Here is an 18,026-nt window from a genome sequence, read left to right as displayed (position 1 = left end):
CGCTCCTGCGCTGGAACTCTCGATCAAGCTAGGACGAGGACGGGGACACGCGGTGTGCGCGTCGCCCATCCGGCCGGGTCGGATGCGTGCGATGCGCACGAACACCTCCGCGCTGTCGCTGGGACTCAGCGGGTGAGGCGGCCAGGATCGAGGTGACGCAAGGCGGAGAGCGCGGCGTTGTGCCCGCACATGCCGTGCACGCCCGCACCGGGCGGGGTGGACGCCGAGCAGAGGTAGACGCCCGGGATCCCGGTGCGGTACGGATCCGGTGAGATGCGCGGTCGCATCACCAACTGCAGCGGATCGTTTGCCCCGCCGATGATGTCGCCGCCGGCGAGATTGGCGTTCCAGGAGTGCAGGTCGTCCGGCCGACGTACCGACATGCCGACGATCCGCTCACGGGCGCCCGGGGCGAACCGCTCGATCTGCGCGAGAATCGCCGGGGTGGCGTCGCCGGTGTAGCCGCGGGGAACATGGGCGTAGGCGTAGACGGGGTGAACGTCACCGACCGAACGACCCGGGTCGGCAAGGTACTGCTGGGCCACCAGCACGAAGGGACGGTCGGGCATCACCCCGGCGTGCACTCCGCGTTCGGCCGCCACCACCTCGTCGAACGAGCCGCAGACGTGGACGGTGCCGGCCAGTCGACTGTGCTCGTCGGTCCAGGGCACCCCGCCCTGGACCGCGAGATCGATCTTGAACGCTGCCGGCCCCGGCCGAAATCGACGGTAGGCGCGGCGGACCGAGCTGGGAAGTCGGTCGCCGGCGAGGTCGATCGCCGCGCGCGGCGCGACATCGAGCATGACGAGGTCGGCGGGCGGCAGATCGCGCAACCTGGCCACCCGGTGCCCGGTCTCGATCCGTCCACCAAGGCCCGTCAGCACCGCGGCCAAGGCATCGGCAATGCGGGCTGAACCGCCCACCGCGACCGGCCAACCATGCCGATGACCGATGGCGGCCAACATGATCCCGATAGCGGAGGTGGTCGGCCGGGTCAGCGGATACCAGCCGTGGGCGGCATTGCCCGCGAACAGGGCCCTGGCCTCCTGGGTGTGCCAGATCCGAGCCGTAGTGGTCGCGGGAAGCAAAGCAAGCGCCCCGAACCTGGCCAGCAGCAGCGGATGTCGCGGCACATGCACCAACGGCCGGAGGATCTCGGGCGCCAGGGCGTCGAATCCGTCCGCGAAAGGCCGCATGAGTTGCTGCCAACGGGCCCCATCCCGACCGAGATGCTCTGCGGTGTCGGTGATCGAGTGCACCATCACGCCGGCACGTCCGCCGTCCAGCGGGTGCGTCAGATCCACGTCGGGCCAAGCCCAGCGCAGGCCGTGGGCAGGCAGATCGAGACTGCGGAAGAAAGGCGACGCCAAGGCGATGGGGTGAACAGCTGAACCGTCGTCGTGCATCAGGCCCGGCAGGATCCGCTCGCTCGTCCGGGTACCCCCGCCGATGACGTCGTCCGCCTCCAGCACGGTGACTTCCACACCGCGTCGTGCGAGGGTGACAGCAGCCGCCAGCCCGTTCGGGCCCGACCCCACCACGATTGCTGTGCTCACCCCTCTACAGTGCCCGACGCCGACCGTCGGCAACCGGCTCTGGCGGTCTCACTACGCCGGTGCCTCTCCGCCAACGCCGAGGCAGCTACGGCAGCCAGACGATCGGGTTCCGGGCATAGGGATTGGCCGTCGACGAGGGGTAGAGGTCGAAATCGCCTTCGTACACCGCGCCGAACACCGGTGAGCCTGAGGCCTTTGCAAGAGTGATGGTGCAGTTGACGGCCGTGGCCCCTACTTTCGGTTCCTCGAAGTAGGTGTCCTCACAGCTTTTCAACGAGCCGAAGCCGCTGGCCCTTCCCGCCTCGGTCCCGTCCTTCAGGACGCCGTACATGATCGGACTGGTCGGCGGATTGCCGTCCACCTTGCCCTCGTAGCTGAGGATCTTGTTGTCGGTGAAGATGTAGTACGGGATCAACCCGGCGAAATCGGCTTTGTTGCTGAGGGTATCGAATACCTTCGGGTCCATCTTGACGATCTTCGTGACGGTGACCTCGATGGTGCCCTTCTGGTAGTAGCTGTCGCCCTTCTTGCCGGTCTGGTACTCCACCACGGCCGGCTGGCCGATTTTGAGCGACGTGCCCGGCTTGGCGACGCCTTTGGCCGGGGCGACGGTAGTAGCGGTCGTCCTCGATGAACTGGTCGAGGACTCCGGGGATGAGGTCGACGACTCGGACGAGCTGGATTCGGACTCGGAGGTCGACTCGGGCGAGGACGAGGCAGGCGTGGAGGCTTCAGTCGAGGAGGATTCTGTGGAGGAGGATTCTGTGGAGCCGTCGGCTGACGGCGACGTTTCCACCGACGAGGATGTTGTCGACGAAGCGGGCGAACTCTCGTCGGAACTGGCGGCCGAGCTCATCGGGGTCGACGCCGGTACGGCCACCCCGCCGCTCGAACTGCTGCCACAAGCCGTCAGGATCACAGCGAGAACGGCGGCCGAACCCAACATCGACATTCGCCGAACTCGACCGGACGAAGTCCGGTTTCCGGACATATGGTGCATTCGATCCCCCTCGTTCAGGCTCCGACCGAACGATCGGAAGCTACCCGAACGATAGTCGAGCGCGCACGATGCCGGACCGAATTGGTATATCTACCGTTTACCGGCGTATTGCTTGGAAGCGCAACGATGAATTGGTGGACCCCGTGCAGACGACGGACTCGGGTGCGAACTCGATGCGGATGCTCAAGCTTCGGACGCCCGAGCGCCCGACGTCCGAGCGCTGACGTCAGGGCTGGGCGACCGACACCAGCGGATCGTCATCCGGCGACTTCGGGGCGTTTCCGGCCGGACGATCGCCGCGCTGCGCCCCGATCCCGGCCGTCATCACCAGTACCACCCCGATGACCTGGAGAAGTTCCGGAGCCTGCCGGAGCACGACCAGGCCGAGCACGGTCGCGATGCCAGGTTCGAGCGCCATCAGGGTGCCGAAAGCGGCCACCGCCATCCTGCGCAGCGCCAACATCTCCAACGCGAACGGGAGTAATGGTACGAGAATGCCCAGCCCGACGGCCTGCGCCGCGACGGCGGGGGTCAGGCCGCTGATCGCGGCCCCGGCGCCGAAAGGTGCAGTCACCAGGGCGGCCACGGTCAGCGAGAGAGCCAGACCCTGCAGCCCCTCCGATGCCGCACCGACCTTCTGGGTGAGCAGGATGTAGCCGCCCCAGCTGAGCGCAGAGGTCGCAGCGAAGGCAATACCCAGCATGTTCAGCGGACCGGACCACGGCTGCGTCAGGCCGACGACGCCGGCCAGTGCCAACGCCGGCCAGATCACGGCAGAGCGACGACGACTGCGCAGGGCAGCCACGGTCAATGGGCCGAGAAACTCGATGGCGACTGCGGTTCCGAGCGGGATGCGAGCCACCGCCTCCATGAACATCAGCGTCATCAGCCCGGTGACTGCGCCGAGCAGCACGGTCCCTCGAAGCATTGCCGGGGACAGGCGGAGTAGCGGCGGGCGCGTCACCGCCAGCAGGATCACCGCCGCAACCGTCAGCCGCATCCAGACGGTGCCGGCCGGGGTGACCGCGGCGAACAGTCGGCTGCTCAGAGCCGCACCGAGTTGGACGGAGATCATGGCGGCGATGGCCATCGCGGGAGCTGGAACTTTCACCAGGTCAGTGAACAGGCCGGTGCCTTCTACGTCCAGTGAAGATTCGAGGCCATATCGTCCGTATTTCGTGGATAATCGGACGGGTGGATCTGGACAAGCTGCGGGCCTTGGTCGAGTTGTCACGTCTCCGCACCATGACGGCGGTCGCGGAGGCGACCGGATTCGGGACATCAACTGTCAGCCAACAGCTCTCGGCCTTGGAACGTCAGTGCGGCGTTCCGCTGCTGGAGGCGGAGGGCCGTCGGGTCCGGCTGACTGCAGCGGGACGACGCCTCGCGGAACGCGGCCGGGACATCCTCGCCGCGGTGACGGCGGCGGAGATGGACCTCTCGACGCGGAGCGAGCCGCATGGACTGGTCCGGGTGGCCGGGTACACCACGGCAATGCGTCGGCATCTGCTGCCGGCCATGGCACAGCTGGCCCGGTCCGACCCCGAGGTCCGTCTGGAGATCAGGGAGAGCGAGCCCGACGAGGTCATCGCCCTCCTCGACACCGACGTCATCGACATCGGATTCGTCTACGACTACACGATGGTGCCCCGTCGGTGGACCCACCCACACCAGCACCTGTCGACGAGCACCATGGTTCTCGCTGTGCCGCAGGACATCTCACTACCGGATCGGATCACCACACCGGCTGACCTGGCCCCGCTCAGAAATGTCGGATGGATCGGCAACTCGCGCGACACCGGCGACGACGAGCTGTCGGCGCGTCTGTGCGCGCTGGCCGGTTGGCTCCCCCGGATGACCCACCGGGCCGACAGCCTCGACCTGGTGGTCGATCTCGTGCTGGCCGGGCACGGGGTCAGTGTCCTTCCGACCGACTCCTTCGAAGCGCAGCGAGTGCGAACGGTTGCGCTCGACCTCGCCGACACCGGACGCCGGATGTGGAGCCTGGTGAGATCAGGCGCCGAGCAGTGGCCGGCGAACCGGGCCGTCGTCGAGAACGTCTGTCGTCAGATCGCCGCGTCGACCAGTGCGCAGCCGGCCCCCAACGCGACGGCGGGATCAAGTTCTCGTTGACCGGCGCGGCGAACGTCAGGCCGACGGCAGGAGGTCGTCGCGGAGGACGCGCTTGAGCAGTTTCCCGCTCTGGTTGCGTGGCAGTTCGGCGACCAGGTGCACGCTCTTCGGCACCTTGAAGGAGGCCAGTGACAGGCGGGCGTGGGCGATCAGCTCGGCCGGCCCGGCTGTCGCCCCGGGCCGCAGCACCACCACGGCGGTGATCGCCTCAATCCAGCGATCGTCCGGAGTTCCGATGACGGCGACCTCGGCGACGTCGGGATGGGTGTAGAGCGCGTCCTCGACCTCCCGGGAGGCCACCATCACCCCGCCGGTGTTGATCGCATCTTTGATGCGGTCGACCACGGTGATGTAGCCCAGCGCGTCCCGCCGCACCAGGTCGCCGGAGTGGAACCACCCGTCCCGGAAGGCTTCAGCGGTGGCCTCCGGGCTGTCCCAGTAGCCGGTGCAGAGCTGCGGCGAGCGGTACAGCAGCTCACCGGGGACGTCGGCCGGGACGTCTGCGCCTTCCTCGTCCACAACTCTGGCCTCCACGAAGAGCACGGTGCGACCGCAGGCCTCCGGGCGCTCGGCGTGTTCGGCAGGCTTGAGAACCGTGGCGAGAGGGCCGATCTCGGACTGGCCGAAGCAGTTGTAGAAACCGAGTTCCGGTAGCAGCGCCTGGAGCCTCTGCAGCACGGGCACCGGCATGATCGAGGCCCCGTAGAACGCCTTGCGCAAGGAACTCAGATCACCGCCGGGTAGATCCGGGTGATTCGCCAGCGGAACCCAGACGGTTGGCGCCAGGAAGAGCGCTCCGATCCGATCACGACCGATGCGGCGCAACACTTCCGCGACGTCGGGGCGCGGCATCAGATGGTTGGTCGCTCCGACCGCCAGATACGGCATCAGGAAAACGTGCATACCCGCCGAGTGGTACAGCGGCATGCAGTGCAACGGGTCGTCGTCCTCCGCGGCATCGAGAGCCAGGATGCTCGAGGTGTACTCGTGCACCAGCGCGGTATGGGTCATCATCGCGCCCTTCGGATTGGACGTGGTGCCCGAGGTGTACAGCAGTTGGACGAGATCCGTTTCCTGCACCTCGATGTCGACGGCAGGAACCAGGCCTGAACTCCATCCGTGCAGGACGGCGTCCGGCGTGCCCTGCAGTACCAGGATCTGCTCCAAAGACGTGGACTCCTGCACCGCCGCCACCCCGGCCGCCAGATCGGGATCGACCAGCGCGATGCGGCTGCCGGACTGCGCGAGGATGTAGCTCAGCTCCCGACCGGTCAGGGCGTAGTTGACGGGGACGTGCACGAGGCCGGCCCTGGCACACCCGAGAAAAGCCAACAGGTACGCATCGGAATTGGCACCGACCGTGGCCACCCGATCACCGCGGGAGAGTCCGAGGGACAACAGATGTGCGGCCGCGCGGGAGACGGCCTCGTCCAACTGTCGGTAGGTCCAGGCGCGGCCGGCAAAGATCAGCGCCGTCCGGTCGGGTGCACGGACCGCACTGCGGTGCAGAACGCCGTCGACGGTGCTCGACCGGACCTGGCTCATCGGACTCCTATCTTCGACGAGGTCGAAATCGACCGCGGGCGGGCCGGTCCGATCCTGCGCCGACCCTGGCATCCGGGATGTTTCCACCGGCCAGGAGAGGAGTCAAGACTGACCGCCGGCTCTGGTCCGCACGGCGGGCCACCACCTCCGCCCTCAGGCGGAGACCCTCCGGACGTGCCGCGCCGCATGCGCAATGGCTGCGCCCAGATCGTCGAAGACGTGGCCCTTCGCGACGAGGGGTTGCAGCGTCCCGACCGCTGCGAGCAGCCGTTCGTTCTCCGCGGTCGCGCCCTTGAACAACACGATGATGTCCCGCTCGGCGAGCTGCTGGACCACATCACCGAGCGCCTTCGCGCCCGACGCGTCGAGCATCGCAAGCGAACCCAATCGCAGGATGACGACCCGGACGTCGGCGATCGCCGTCATCTCGGCGAGGAACCGTCCGACCACCGGGAAGAACAACGGACCGTCGAGGCGGTAGACAAGAACATGCGAGGCCAGCAGCTCATGCTCGGCTGCGCTGCTCAGGTCGTCCGGGCGAAGCACCTGCACCACGGCCTGGGAGGTGGAGGCCAGCCGCCGGAGGGCCAACGCGCCGGCCAGCACCAGCCCGATGGCGACCGCCGTGATGAGGTCGAACGCGACGGTGCACACCGCAGTGACGGCGAAAACCGCTGCGTCACCGCGGGTCGAGGTGAGGACCGAACGGATGCTCCGCTTCTCGACCATCCGGTAGGCGGTGACCAGCAATACCCCGGCCAGAGCCACCAGTGGGATCTTGCCGACCAGCGGCGCCGCCGCGAACATGATGATCGCCAGCACGATCGCATGGGTCAGCGCGGCCACCCTGGTGTGCGCTCCGGCCCTGGCGTTGACTGCGGTCCGGGCGATCGCGCCGGTGGCGGGCATCCCGCCGCAGAAGCCGGCGGCGATGTTGGCCAGACCCTGCCCGAACAGCTCACGGTCGGGATCGTGACGGGGCGCGTCACTCATCCCGTCCGCGACCCTGGCCGACATCAAGCTCTCCAGCCCGGCCAGGAAGGCGACGACCAGGACAGGTCCGATCAACGATCCAGCCCCAGCCAGGCTCGGCAGGGACGGAACCGGCAGCCCGGCCGGGATCGTGCCGATCCGGGCGACGTCCATCCCGCCGACGCCGGCCACCACCGTGACGCCGACCACCGCGATGAGGCCGGCGGGCACGGCACGGTGCACCCTGGTCAACAGGACGGTGGCGCCAACCGAGAGGATCAGCAGGCCCAGTACCGGCCAGTGCGGATGCTCCACGAACCGAAGGATCGAGATGGCCGCCGCTGCAGCAGCATTGTCGATTTCGGGCTTGACGACACCGAGGGCCGAAGGAATCTCCTGGGCCGCGATCACCACCGCGATACCCACGGTGAATCCCTCGATCAGCGGCCACGGGATGTGGTCGAGCAGCCGACCGAGCCGCAGCAGGGCAGACAGCAGGACCACGATGCCGGCGAGCAGGGCGACCGGGTACACCACAGCCGGACCGTGCTGGGCGACCAACGGCACGAGGACCACCGTCATGGCGCCGGTCGGCCCGCTCACCTGCAGCCGCGAGCCCCCGAACACCGCCGCCACGGTGCCGGCGATGATCGCCGTCACGATGCCCGGCCCGGCGCCGACGCCGGTGGCCACTCCGAACGCGAGGGCGAGGGGCAGTGCGACTACGCCGACGGTCAGACCGGCCATCAGGTCCCGCGGCCAGGATCGGGACAGGCCGGAGTAGTCGGCGGCGCTCGGTAGGAACCGTTTGACGGCAACCCATCTCAGGCCGCGGCTAATCACGCCAGTACTGCTGTCGCTGCGCATCATCACTTCAGTTCTGGTCGTTCGAACCGCTGGAGAGTGGCGGTCGAGTGGACGGAATCCTCGACTCAAGGGTCGGACGAGCCACCCAGGACCGGATAGAGACTTAGGTCCCCCGGTCCGTCGCGCCCGTCACAGTCCCGGTTCTGGCGGGTGGTCGGGACCAGTCGAAACCGGTGACCGGATACGCCCCGCGCCAGCATTGTCAACAGCAACGTTGACCATGGGCTGATCGATAGAGCAGACTGAGGGCCTCCTCCGGTCGGTGAGCGACCGGAACAACGATCATCTGCAGGGAGCACATCATGCGTGATGCGGTCATCGTCGAAGCTGTCCGAACCCCCGTCGGCAAACGCAACGGAGGCCTGAGCTCGGTTCACCCGACCGACCTGTCCGCCTACGTACTACGCGCGCTGGCCCATCGCAGCGGGATCGACCCGGTCGTCGTCGACGACGTCATCTGGGGCTGCGTGTCGCAGATCGGGGAGCAGACCTTCGACATCGCGCGCAACGCCATCCTCGGCGCCGGTTGGCCGGAAAACGTGCCCGGCACGACGGTCGACCGTCAGTGCGGCTCCTCCCAGCAGGCAGTTCACTTCGCTGCGGCCGGCCTGGTCGCCGGGCACTACGACGTGGTCGTCGCGGGCGGAGTCGAATCGATGAGCCGCGTCCCGATGGGCTCCTCGCTCGCCGGTCAGGACCCGACCGGGTCCCTGTTCGCCGCCCGCTACGGGGTGTTCCCCGACCAGGGCACCGGCGCCCAGTTGATCGCCGACCAGTGGGGCATCACCCGCACCCAGCTCGACGAGTTCGCGCTGCGTTCACACGACCGGGCCGCCACCGCGCAGGACGACGGACGCTTCGACGGTCAGATCGTCGGCATCGAGACCGAGGCCGGCACCGTCACCAAGGACGAGGGCATCCGCCGCGGCGGCACCGTGGAGAAGATGGCTTCCATCAAGCCGGCTTTCAAGCCGGATGGCAGCATCACCGCCGGCAACGCCTCGCAGATCAGCGACGGATCCGCCGCCCTGCTGATGATGACCAGCGCGAAAGCCAAAGAGCTGGGCCTGACGCCCATCGCCCGGGTGCACAGCGTTGCCCTGGCCGGCGACGACCCGATCAAGATGCTCACCGCGCCGATCCCGGCCACCCGCAAGCTGCTCACCCGAAGCGGCGTGAAGCTCGACGAGATCGGGGTCTTCGAGATCAACGAGGCCTTCGCCTCCGTGCCGCTGGCCTGGCTGCAGGACATCGGCGCCGACGAGAAGGCCCTGAATCCCCTCGGCGGCGCCATTGCCCTCGGCCACCCGCTGGGCGGCAGCGGCGCCCGGATCATGACGACGATGGTCCACCACATGCGCGACGCCGGCCTGCGCTACGGCCTGCAGAGCATGTGCGAGGGCGGCGGACAGGCCAACGCGACGCTGCTGGAGCTGATCTGACGGTCGCGTTGCTCGCGGCGCATACAGAACGGCCCGATGGCCAAGCAGGCCTTCCTGGAGAAGCGCAAACCGAACTGGTTGGGCCGCTAGCCGTTCGCCGTGCGACGGGGCCGCCCGGCCGCCGGCAACACCGGATCGCCGTCGACCGCGATCCCGGCGAGCAGCATCCTGGCGAAGGTGAGGCCGACCGTTTCGGCGTCGACCGGGGTGTGGTCCGGGTTGAACCAGCGGTTCGTCCAACCGACCATGCCGATCAGGCCGTACGCCATCATCCAGGGCTCCCCCACCGGCCGGATGGTGCCCTCGGCGACGCCGACGTCGATCATCTCGACCACGATCTCCTCGTACCTCTTGTTGAGGGCGCGCATCTCCCTCGACCATTCGGATCTGCGCTTCCCGACATGGCCGAGGTTCTCCCGGATGAACACGTAGAGGAACGGATAGTGCTCGGCGTAGCTGTTCATCAGCGAGGTGACCAGCGAGAAGATCTTCTCCGGGGCCGAACCCCCTCCCCGCAGGATCTCCTCGGCGATCTCGACGTTCGCACGGACCGCTCCGGAGACGACATCGTCGAACAGTTCTTCCTTGCTCCCGACGTAGTAGTAGAGGGTCGCCCGGTCGATGCCGAGCGCCTGCGCTACCCGGCCGATGCTGGTGCCCCGGAAACCTTCGCTCTTGAACAGGTCTGCGGCCGCGGCCTTGATCTCGGAACGTCGTTCCGCATAGGCCGCTGTGCCGTCGTCCTTGGCAGCGGCGCGGCGGCGCCCGATACGGCTCGGCTCCGCCTTCTCCTGTTCACCGGAGGTGTTCGTCATGTGCTGAGCGTAAGCGCTCACCGGTCAGGTCAGGGTCCGACAACGGTCGCGGCGCCTCGCACGCGGACGGTCACCCTGGTGCCCGGACCCAGGTTCACGTCCGCCGCCGTGCGGACGGTCAGGCGCAGTTCGGGGTCGGCTGCGAGCCGCAGACCGACGACGCTGTCGTGCCCGAAATACCGGGTCTCCACGACCTGCGCGATCACCGGCGCCTCGTCGGAGCTCGAATCGCCCATCCGGTCGATCAGGAGTTGCTCCGGGCGGAGCACCACCGTGACTTCTCCGTCCGGGCAGGTTGCCGACAGGGGCAGGAGCCCGAGGGCACAGCTGATCCGATCACCCCGAACGGTCCCTCTGAGCTCCACGGCGTCGCCGAGAAAGGCGGCACTCCAACGGTTGGCGGGCTGGGAGTAGACCTCCCGCGGTGTACCGGTCTGCACCACCCGGCCGTCCCTCATCACCACCACGCGATCCGCGAACGACAGCGCCTCCTGTTGATCGTGGGTGACCAACAGCGTGGTGACCTTCTCGACGGCAAGCGCTGCTGCCACCAGATCCCTGGTGCCGGAGCGCAGACCGGCATCCAGCGCGGCGAAAGGTTCGTCCAGCAACACCAGGCCGGGCCGACGGGCCAGCGCCCGGGCAAGTGCGACCCGCTGCTGCTGCCCTCCCGAGAGTTCGTGCGGAAACCGTTGCAGCTGAGAGCTTTCCAGGCTCACCAGGTCGAGCAGTTCGGCGAGCCTGCTGCCGGACCGTCGTTCCTGACGGGACAACGCGAATTCGATGTTGCGGCGGACGTCCAGATGTGGGAACAGGGCGCCTTCCTGTGCCACGTATCCGATCGACCGGCGTTCGGCGGGCTTCCAGATCCCCGGTCCGGTGATCATCTCGCTCCCGACCGAAACGGTTCCGAGGTCTGGTTTCTCGAAACCGGCGATGATCCGCAGGAGGGTCGTCTTCCCGCACCCCGACGGCCCGAGCAGAGCGGTCGTGCTACCCGCCGGCAGGTCGACATCCACCCCCGCCAGTGCGGTCACGCCGCCGAACTTCTTGGCGAGACCTGCGGCTGTCACTGCGTTCATCGTCCGGCCGCCCGTCGCGACTGCTGTAGCAGAAAGAAGGTGACCGGCAGGGAGATGACGATCAGCAACGCGGCGTACGGTGCGGCGGCCACGTAGTCGATGCTTCCACTCAGGCTCCAGAACCGGGTGGACAGCGTGCGCAGCCCGGTCGGTCCCAACATCAGAGTGGCGGTGAGCTCGGTCGCCGCGGCCAGGAAGACCAGGGTCGCGGCGACCGCAAGGCCCGGCGAGGCCAGCGGCACCGTGATTCGCGCCAGCGTCACCAGGCGGGACTTTCCCAGTGCGCGGGAGGCCTCCTCGAGCTCGACCCGCGACTGGGTCAGACCAGATCGGATCGAGACCAGTGCGCGCGGCAGCAACAGCACGACGTAGGCGATGAACAACGTCACGTAGGTCTGGTAGATCGGTTTGACGTAGTGCACGGTCAGCGTGACCAGCGCGAGGCCGACCACGAGGGACGGCACCGCGCCGGCGACATAGCTGACCCGTTCCGCAACGGCACTGACCCGGCCGCGGTGCCGGACAGCAAGATAGGCGGCGGGAAATGCCAGGGCAGTGGTGAACAGAGCCGCTCCGGCCGCGAGCGCCACGGTCGACACCGCGGAGTCCCACAGGGTGCTGGTCCACACGGCCCGCCCACCCAGCACCAGCCAGTGGACGACGCTGGACACCGGCACCCCGAGCGCTGCCCCTACGACTGCAACCAGACCGCTGACGGCCGGGATGTTCCACCAGCCCAGAGACACCCGACGATGCGGACGGGGGCTGCCGGATCCGGTGCGGGCCACCGGTCCACGCCCCAGCCCGAACTCCGCCGCGACCAACACCAGGCAGCAGACCACGAGCACGACCGCCAGCATGTTCCCGGCCGTACTCGCGAACGTCGACTGGTACTGCTCGTAGATGGCCGTGGTGAAGGTCGAGAACCCGAGATTCTGGAACGCCCCGAACTCGGCCAGGGTGTGCAGGCCCACCAGCAACGAACCACCGAGCAGCGCCGGTCGCAGCTGCGGCAGGGTCACCCGGCGGAAAGTGCGCACCGGGCCCAGCCCGAGTGATCTCGCCTGTTCCTCCCAGGCCGGGTCGGTCCCCCGGAGCGCGCCGGCCACCGGCAGCAGGACCAGCGGGAAGTAGGCCAACGTCATGATCAGCGTGGCACCGAAGAGCCCGTCGATGCCCGGCACGACCGAAACCCAGCCGTAACTGGTGACGAAGGCCGGAACGGCCAGCGGGGTGACCAGCATCGGCGCCCAGAATCGGGCCCCTGGCACCGTCGTCCGCTCGATCAGGAACGCACAGGCCGTGCCGAGCACTGCACAGGCGGCCATCGACAGGACAGTCAGGAGGCCGGTGTTGAGCAGCAGCTCGCCGACCCGGGGACGCCAGATCAGGGCCTTGGCCCTGGCCGGTCCGGCCTGGACCAACGACTGGACGATGAAGGCGACGGGCACGAGCGACAACAGCGCCACCGCGGCTGCAAGTACCACGAAAACCGGTGGTGCGCCTCGGAAGAGGGACACCACCGGCCTCCGGGGCGTCCGGCGTTCGGGTGGGTGGGCGACAGCGCTCAGAGCAGCCCGACCTCGGTCATCAGGTCTACCACCTGGCTGCTGTTCAGCGTGGCCGGATCGACCTGGGGAGCGTCGAGCCCGGCGAGCGGCGCGAGCGACCTGTTCGTCTCGGTCCTGGTGTCGAGGACGGGGTACTCGAACACGTTGTTCGCCACGATCTCCTGGCCCTGCTTGCTGACCACGAACCGCAGGAACTTCTGGGCCACGTCCTTCTTCTTGCTGGACGCGAGAATCCCGGCACCCGAGACGCTGACGAACGCACCGGGATCCTGCTTCCCGAAGAACAGCAACTTGGTGTTCTTGCTGTTCTCCTTCGTACCGGCCTGATCCCCGTACCAGTAGTAGTGGTAGATCACGCCGCCGTCGATCTCGCCGGCGTTCACGGCCTTCATCACGGTGGTGTTGCCCTTGTAGGCCTTGAAGTTCTCCTTCATCGAGGTCAGCCAGGCCTTGGTGGCATCGGCACCCTCCAGCTCGTACATGGCGCTGACGATCGCCTGGAAGTCGGCGCCGCCGGGAGAGGCGGCCCACCTCCCCTTCCACGACGGATCGGCCAGGTCCATCAGCGATTTCGGCAGTTGCCCCTCGGTCAGCTTGGCCGGGTTGTAGACGAAGACGGTGGACCTGGCGGCCACCCCGACCCACTTGCCCGTGGTCGGCGAGTACTGGGCCGGGACAGCCGACAGGGTCGCCTTGTCGACGTTCTGGAACAGTTCGGCCTTCTCGACGATGTTCATGCCCGGCGAATTCTCGGTGATGAAAACGTCTGCGGGCGAGGCAGTTCCCTCGGCGACGATCTGGTTGGCCATCTCCAGATCGCTCCCGTTGCGCAGTTGGACCTTGACGTTGTTCGCCTTGCCGAACTCGTCGGCCCAGGCCTGGGTGAGGTTCTCGTGCTGCGCGTTGTAGACCACCAGGGCGGTCGGGTCCAGTTTCTCCTCCGCAGCGGTCGTCACCGGGGCACTGCTGGTGGGCGTGGCGCTACCCGGGGTCGGGCTGCCGTCGGCCGACGCGGCCGAGGTGCTCGAACTGTTCGAGGTACTCGAGGACGAGGAAGCGGCCGAACCTGCCGAACCACAGGCGGAGAGGATGACCGCACCGGCGGCCAGGAGCGCACAGGCCAGGCGGTTCGTCGATCGTGAGGACATGGCTCATTCCGGGGTTGGCTTGCTGGAGAGGACATCCGACATGGCACTGAGGAGATCCACTGGACAAGCTGAGGCTAGCCTAAGTAACCCTCGAGGCCAAAGCGAAGGCTGTGCATCGCCTTTTACCGACGCTTTTCCTCGTCGCACCACTGAGTCGGAGGTCACAGACCAGGGCGGCGGCCGGTCAACTATCTTTCGGACGTACTACTACCTAGATAGTAGCTAGCCGCCCGGAAGGGCCGGCGGCACGCTGGAAGGAACACCATGGCATCCACGGCGCCCGCCACGACGGGCACGACCGGGTCGAGGTCCGACGCCATCTTCGGGCAACCGCTCGCAGCGAAGGTGCCGGCGATCACGGCACTCTTCTGGTTGATCAAGGTGCTGACCACCGGTATGGGCGAGGCCGCCTCCGACTACCTGGGCGAGGCCAGCCTGGTGCTGGCCGGATCGGTGGGCCTGCTCGGATTCGCGCTGGCGATGTACCTTCAGTTCAGGACGCGCCGCTACGTCGCGGGCATCTACTGGTTCGCCGTCGCGATGGTGGCGGTCTTCGGAACCATGGCCGCGGATGTGTTGCACGTCGTACTCGACCTGCCGTACCTCGGGTCGACAGTCTTCTACGCGGCGGTCGTCGGCCTGGCCCTGTGGCTCTGGTCCCGGAGCGAGGGCACGCTGTCGATCCACAGCGCCACCACCCGCCGCCGCGAGACCTATTATTGGATCACCGTTCTGGCGACCTTTGCCCTGGGCACCGCGGCCGGCGATCTGACTGCCGCAAGCATGAAACTGGGCTACCTCGACTCCGCCCTGCTGTTCGGCGCAATGATGCTGATCCCGATCATGGGGTGGTGGCGATCGCAGCGCTCGTGCTCTACGTGGCAGTGACGCGGACGGACATCCAACCCGTCGGCCTCGACCACGAAGCCGACGAGGACCTCCAGGGCACGGCGAGGACGTGACACACTGGGAACGACAGAACACCTAGTACTACCTATCCGGTCGTACAGCGGGCGAGCAGCAGGAGCAATCAGAGGCGGAGAGCGATCGATGAGTGATCGGCGTGTGCCGGGGCCGTTGGAGAGCGCTGTCATGTCGGTCGTGGCTGCGGCCACCAAGCCGCTTGCCGTCTCCGACGTGCAGAAGCAGCTCAGCGGAGATCCCGCCTACACCACCGTGATGACGACCCTGTCCCGCCTGGCCGCCAAGGGCGCGCTGACCCAGAGCCGCGAGGGACGGGCTTTCACCTACAGCCTCGCGGCGCCGGTCGGCTCGGTCGAGGACGCCGTCGCCGCCCGACGAATGCGGCGACTGCTCTCCGACGGATCCGACCGCGCCGGTGTGCTCGCCCGTTTCGTGGCCGAACTCGATCCCGAGGAGGAACGGCTGCTGGCCGAACTGCTCGATCACTCGGAACCACGGGGCTGAGAAGATGTCGTTCCCGCTGATCGCCGTGTTCGTCGCCGTTCTGGCCTGCCTGGTGGTCGGCCGCACCGCCGGAACTGCGGTCCGGCGCCTCCGACCGATGCAGGCCGTCCGGCTGCTCACCGCGGCGTCGCTGGCGGTGTCGCTGGCCACCGGGATCGCGTTGACCGCCATCGCCGTCGCCGTGATCGCCAGCCTGGGCTCGGTGGCGGCCGAGGGCCACTGGTCGGCGGCCGTCATCCGCGCCGAGGTCCCGGTCCCCGCGTGGCTCGGTGCCGGCGCTGCCGTCATGGTGGCCGTCCTGCTGGTGCGCGCCGCGATCCGGACGGTGAGCATCGTGCTCTCGCTCGTCCGCGCCGAGAAGCTGTGCCGCAGCCTGAGGACGGGAAACGGGCCGATGGTCGTTCTCGGCGATGGGTCGGCCGACGCGTTCACCATCGCCGGCCTGCACGGGTGCGTGGTGATCGGTCAGCGGCTCCTCGACGAGCTGGACGCCGACGAACGCCGCGTGCTCACCGCCCACGAACTCTCCCACCTGACCAGGCGGCACCACCTCTACGTCCACATCGCAGACATCGCAGCGGCGGCGAACCCCCTGTTGCGCAACGTGTCGGCCGCAGTCCGGCTGGGTGTCGAACGGTGGGCCGACGAGGATGCTGCGGCGGGCATGGGAGACCGACGAGTCACCGGACGCGCCCTGGCCAGGGTCGCCCTCCTCCGATCCGCCCTGGCGCGATCGTCATCGGGTCGAGGACCGACCGACCTGGCCGCGAGGATTCCGGTGCTCGGCGTTGGCGCCCTCCAGGTCGCCTCGAGAGTTCAGGCCCTGCTGGAACCGGCTCCTGCGCGGCGGAACGGACGGGTCGCCACCGCGGTCGTCCTGTCCATTCTCGTCCTCCTGGTCGGCATCGCCAGCCTCGCCCACATCCGGGAAGCCATCGAGAGCGCGGCCCCCTACCTCCATCACTTCCGGCAACGCTGAAGCCTCCAGCACTTCAGGCCACGCTGAGGAACGTCACGCCGACGCCCCGTCCGTGGACGCCGGCCGGCCCTCAGCGACCGGTGTCCGGTAGACGCAGTTCCTTTCGCAGCAGATCGAGTTCGGCCCGCAGTCCCGTCAGGTCGGCGGCCGCCATTTCGTGACGGACCGACCGGACGGCCAGTGCCGGTCCCTGGGCGCTCAGACTGGTGTGCAGCCGACGTGCCTGGTCCGATTGTTCGATGACTTCGGCCAGCCGGAGGAGCTCCTGCGTGTAGGCCTCGAAGGCCTCGAGTCGGTCGCCCAGCGCGGACCACAGAATCTCCAGCTGCTGTTCCCAGCCGGCCCGTGCCGCCACGAGTTCGGGAAGCAGGCCCGCGTCGCTCCCGACCGACAGCGCAGCCCGACGATCGAAGAGCTCACGAGCGGTCACCTGGATCGCTCTGGCCTCCTCTCTCGGGTCCAGACGCAGCCGATGAGTGGCCAGGTGCTCGCTCGACCAAGCGTCGGTCGCCGCCAACTGTTGCGCAAGGACGCCCGCCCGCCGGGCGACCGCCACCTCTGGCGGGGCATCGGTCCCGGACAACAGATCCCAGTCGGTAAAACTGATCTCGGTACGGTGAGCCAACACCAGGTCGATCTCGCCTGCGGTGAAACTGTCGGCGCGACCACGCGAACGTCGATGTGATCGCCGGACCAGCATGAGCACCCCGAGGGCGAGAGCCATTGCGGCCACGGATGTCCCGCCCTCACCGAAGCCGGTGACCAACGAAGCGACGCCGATCATCAGCAGGACCGCTGCACCGGCATTCATCAGGGTGCGGACGAAATCGGCGAGCAACACCGACTCCTGATCCGCTGCCCCCCAGCGCGCCGACAGTTCCGGCGGCACCTGTTCGTCGAAGGCCCAGACCGGTGGCAGCGCTACGGAGTCGGACGGGAAAGCATTGGCGCGCAACCTCTCACCGTCCGAGCGCTCCGAGAGGCAGCTCTCCGGGTGGTTCATCGGTCGTACCCCGAGTTGCCGTCCGGCTGGTACATCGAGTGCGGGCCGCCCTGCTCGAACGACGACATGCCCGGCCCGCCGCGGCCGTCGTGCTCGCCCAGCCCACTCGAGGCGACACCCACGAAGCCGCCCCCGACGATGGCGCCGAACAGCACCGCCATGGCCAGCTGTCCCCGCCGGTTCCGAGCCAGAAATCCCAACCTGCTCCGGCCTTTCGCGGCCATCGCTCGCAGCCGTCGATCTGTCGATGTGGTCATGTCCACTCCGTTCAATTGCAATTCCGGACCTCGTCACGTCGCGACCTGCGAGCCTGCTCTGTCCCTGAACCTCTACTACTACATCGATAGTAGAGGCAAGTCGAGCGAAATTGGCTGAGAAGTGCCTGAAGGAATCAGGGTCAGGGCCAACTCGAACGTGGCGAGGGCGCGTCATTGCGTGGCCCCGGCCCACTCTGGGCATTCACTACCTCTGAGAAGAGAAGTTCC

At 67.8% G+C, this 18,026-nt stretch carries 17 protein-coding genes; 6 read left to right on the top strand and 11 right to left on the bottom strand.

All coding sequences use genetic code 11. The features are described 5' to 3' along the window. Positions 1 to 125: 125 nt before the first annotated feature. Together ABIB25_RS01475 and ABIB25_RS01470 are read right to left on the bottom strand one after the other, a co-directional pair. Positions 126 to 1,556 carry a phytoene desaturase family protein gene (locus tag ABIB25_RS01475; RefSeq protein WP_354526624.1) on the bottom strand — a complete coding sequence of 477 codons (1,431 nt, stop codon included), beginning with the start codon at positions 1,554 to 1,556 and terminating at the stop codon, positions 126 to 128. Positions 1,557 to 1,641: 85 nt separating this feature from the next. Beyond that, positions 1,642 to 2,106 (bottom strand): hypothetical protein, encoded by a 465-nt coding sequence (locus ABIB25_RS01470; RefSeq protein ID WP_354526623.1) that lies wholly within the window; start codon positions 2,104 to 2,106, stop codon positions 1,642 to 1,644. A 16-nt stretch (positions 2,107 to 2,122) separates the two neighbouring features. Between ABIB25_RS01470 and ABIB25_RS01465 the strand changes: the two genes are divergently transcribed. Then, positions 2,123 to 2,611: a hypothetical protein gene (locus ABIB25_RS01465; protein ID WP_354526622.1), complete on the top strand. Its 489-nt coding sequence runs from the start codon at positions 2,123 to 2,125 to the stop codon at positions 2,609 to 2,611. 171 nt (positions 2,612 to 2,782) lie between these two features. On the opposite strand, the gene ABIB25_RS01460 is transcribed toward ABIB25_RS01465, so the two are convergent. After that, positions 2,783 to 3,667: an EamA family transporter gene (locus ABIB25_RS01460; RefSeq protein WP_354526621.1), complete on the bottom strand. Its 885-nt coding sequence runs from the start codon at positions 3,665 to 3,667 to the stop codon at positions 2,783 to 2,785. A gap of 83 nt (positions 3,668 to 3,750) precedes the next feature. Here ABIB25_RS01460 and ABIB25_RS01455 point away from each other — a divergent pair, with 83 nt between their 5' ends. Next, positions 3,751 to 4,689 carry a LysR family transcriptional regulator gene (locus tag ABIB25_RS01455; protein ID WP_354526620.1) on the top strand — a complete coding sequence of 313 codons (939 nt, stop codon included), beginning with the start codon at positions 3,751 to 3,753 and terminating at the stop codon, positions 4,687 to 4,689. 15 nt (positions 4,690 to 4,704) lie between these two features. Here the strand turns inward: ABIB25_RS01455 and ABIB25_RS01450 are convergent, their stop codons facing one another. Both ABIB25_RS01450 and ABIB25_RS01445 read right to left on the bottom strand, forming a co-directional pair. Further along, complete coding sequence (locus tag ABIB25_RS01450) at positions 4,705 to 6,234, bottom strand: fatty acyl-CoA synthetase (protein WP_354526619.1); 1,530 nt, start codon at positions 6,232 to 6,234, stop codon at positions 4,705 to 4,707. A gap of 153 nt (positions 6,235 to 6,387) precedes the next feature. Further along, on the bottom strand, positions 6,388 to 8,049 hold the full coding sequence (locus ABIB25_RS01445) for a SulP family inorganic anion transporter (protein WP_354526618.1): 1,662 nt from the start codon (positions 8,047 to 8,049) through the stop codon (positions 6,388 to 6,390). Positions 8,050 to 8,375: 326 nt separating this feature from the next. On the opposite strand from ABIB25_RS01445, the gene ABIB25_RS01440 reads away from it, so the two are divergent. Next, complete coding sequence (locus ABIB25_RS01440; protein ID WP_354526617.1) at positions 8,376 to 9,515, top strand: thiolase family protein; 1,140 nt, start codon at positions 8,376 to 8,378, stop codon at positions 9,513 to 9,515. Between the two features lie 86 nt (positions 9,516 to 9,601). Here the strand turns inward: ABIB25_RS01440 and ABIB25_RS01435 are convergent, their stop codons facing one another. The 4 genes from ABIB25_RS01435 to ABIB25_RS01420 are packed head-to-tail and all read right to left on the bottom strand — an operon-like array spanning position 9,602 to position 14,131. Then, positions 9,602 to 10,330: a TetR/AcrR family transcriptional regulator gene (locus ABIB25_RS01435; RefSeq protein ID WP_354526616.1), complete on the bottom strand. Its 729-nt coding sequence runs from the start codon at positions 10,328 to 10,330 to the stop codon at positions 9,602 to 9,604. 29 nt (positions 10,331 to 10,359) lie between these two features. Continuing rightward, a complete protein-coding gene (locus tag ABIB25_RS01430) occupies positions 10,360 to 11,412 on the bottom strand; it encodes an ABC transporter ATP-binding protein (protein WP_354526615.1) in 1,053 nt (350 codons plus the stop codon). After that, the gene (locus tag ABIB25_RS01425; RefSeq protein WP_354526614.1) at positions 11,409 to 12,932 is read right to left on the bottom strand and encodes an ABC transporter permease; all 1,524 of its coding nucleotides are present in this window, start codon (positions 12,930 to 12,932) and stop codon (positions 11,409 to 11,411) included. The genes ABIB25_RS01430 and ABIB25_RS01425 overlap by 4 nt, the downstream gene beginning before the upstream one ends. A 47-nt stretch (positions 12,933 to 12,979) precedes the next feature. Beyond that, entirely contained in the window at positions 12,980 to 14,131 is a 1,152-nt protein-coding gene (locus ABIB25_RS01420; RefSeq protein ID WP_354526613.1) for an iron ABC transporter substrate-binding protein, read from the bottom strand. 264 nt (positions 14,132 to 14,395) lie between these two features. Between ABIB25_RS01420 and ABIB25_RS01415 the strand changes: the two genes are divergently transcribed. The 3 genes from ABIB25_RS01415 to ABIB25_RS01405 all read left to right on the top strand — a co-directional run bounded on the left by ABIB25_RS01415 (position 14,396) and on the right by ABIB25_RS01405 (position 16,538). Then, positions 14,396 to 15,019 (top strand): COG4705 family protein, encoded by a 624-nt coding sequence (locus tag ABIB25_RS01415; RefSeq protein WP_354526612.1) that lies wholly within the window; start codon positions 14,396 to 14,398, stop codon positions 15,017 to 15,019. 162 nt (positions 15,020 to 15,181) lie between these two features. Continuing rightward, entirely contained in the window at positions 15,182 to 15,559 is a 378-nt protein-coding gene (locus ABIB25_RS01410; protein WP_354526611.1) for a BlaI/MecI/CopY family transcriptional regulator, read from the top strand. A gap of 4 nt (positions 15,560 to 15,563) precedes the next feature. Further along, positions 15,564 to 16,538 carry a M48 family metalloprotease gene (locus ABIB25_RS01405; RefSeq protein WP_354526610.1) on the top strand — a complete coding sequence of 325 codons (975 nt, stop codon included), beginning with the start codon at positions 15,564 to 15,566 and terminating at the stop codon, positions 16,536 to 16,538. Between the two features lie 70 nt (positions 16,539 to 16,608). On the opposite strand, the gene ABIB25_RS01400 is transcribed toward ABIB25_RS01405, so the two are convergent. Together ABIB25_RS01400 and ABIB25_RS01395 are read right to left on the bottom strand one after the other, a co-directional pair. Beyond that, complete coding sequence (locus tag ABIB25_RS01400) at positions 16,609 to 17,541, bottom strand: hypothetical protein (RefSeq protein WP_354526609.1); 933 nt, start codon at positions 17,539 to 17,541, stop codon at positions 16,609 to 16,611. Beyond that, on the bottom strand, positions 17,538 to 17,798 hold the full coding sequence (locus ABIB25_RS01395; protein ID WP_354526608.1) for a hypothetical protein: 261 nt from the start codon (positions 17,796 to 17,798) through the stop codon (positions 17,538 to 17,540). The genes ABIB25_RS01400 and ABIB25_RS01395 overlap by 4 nt, the downstream gene beginning before the upstream one ends. Between the last annotated feature and the right edge of the window lie 228 nt (positions 17,799 to 18,026).

This window comes from Nakamurella sp. UYEF19, from assembly GCF_040546275.1.
Lineage (GTDB): Bacteria > Actinomycetota > Actinomycetes > Mycobacteriales > Nakamurellaceae > Nakamurella.
The sequence above is the reverse complement of the archived record's forward strand: the minus strand, read 5'-3'. Positions and strand labels throughout refer to the sequence as shown.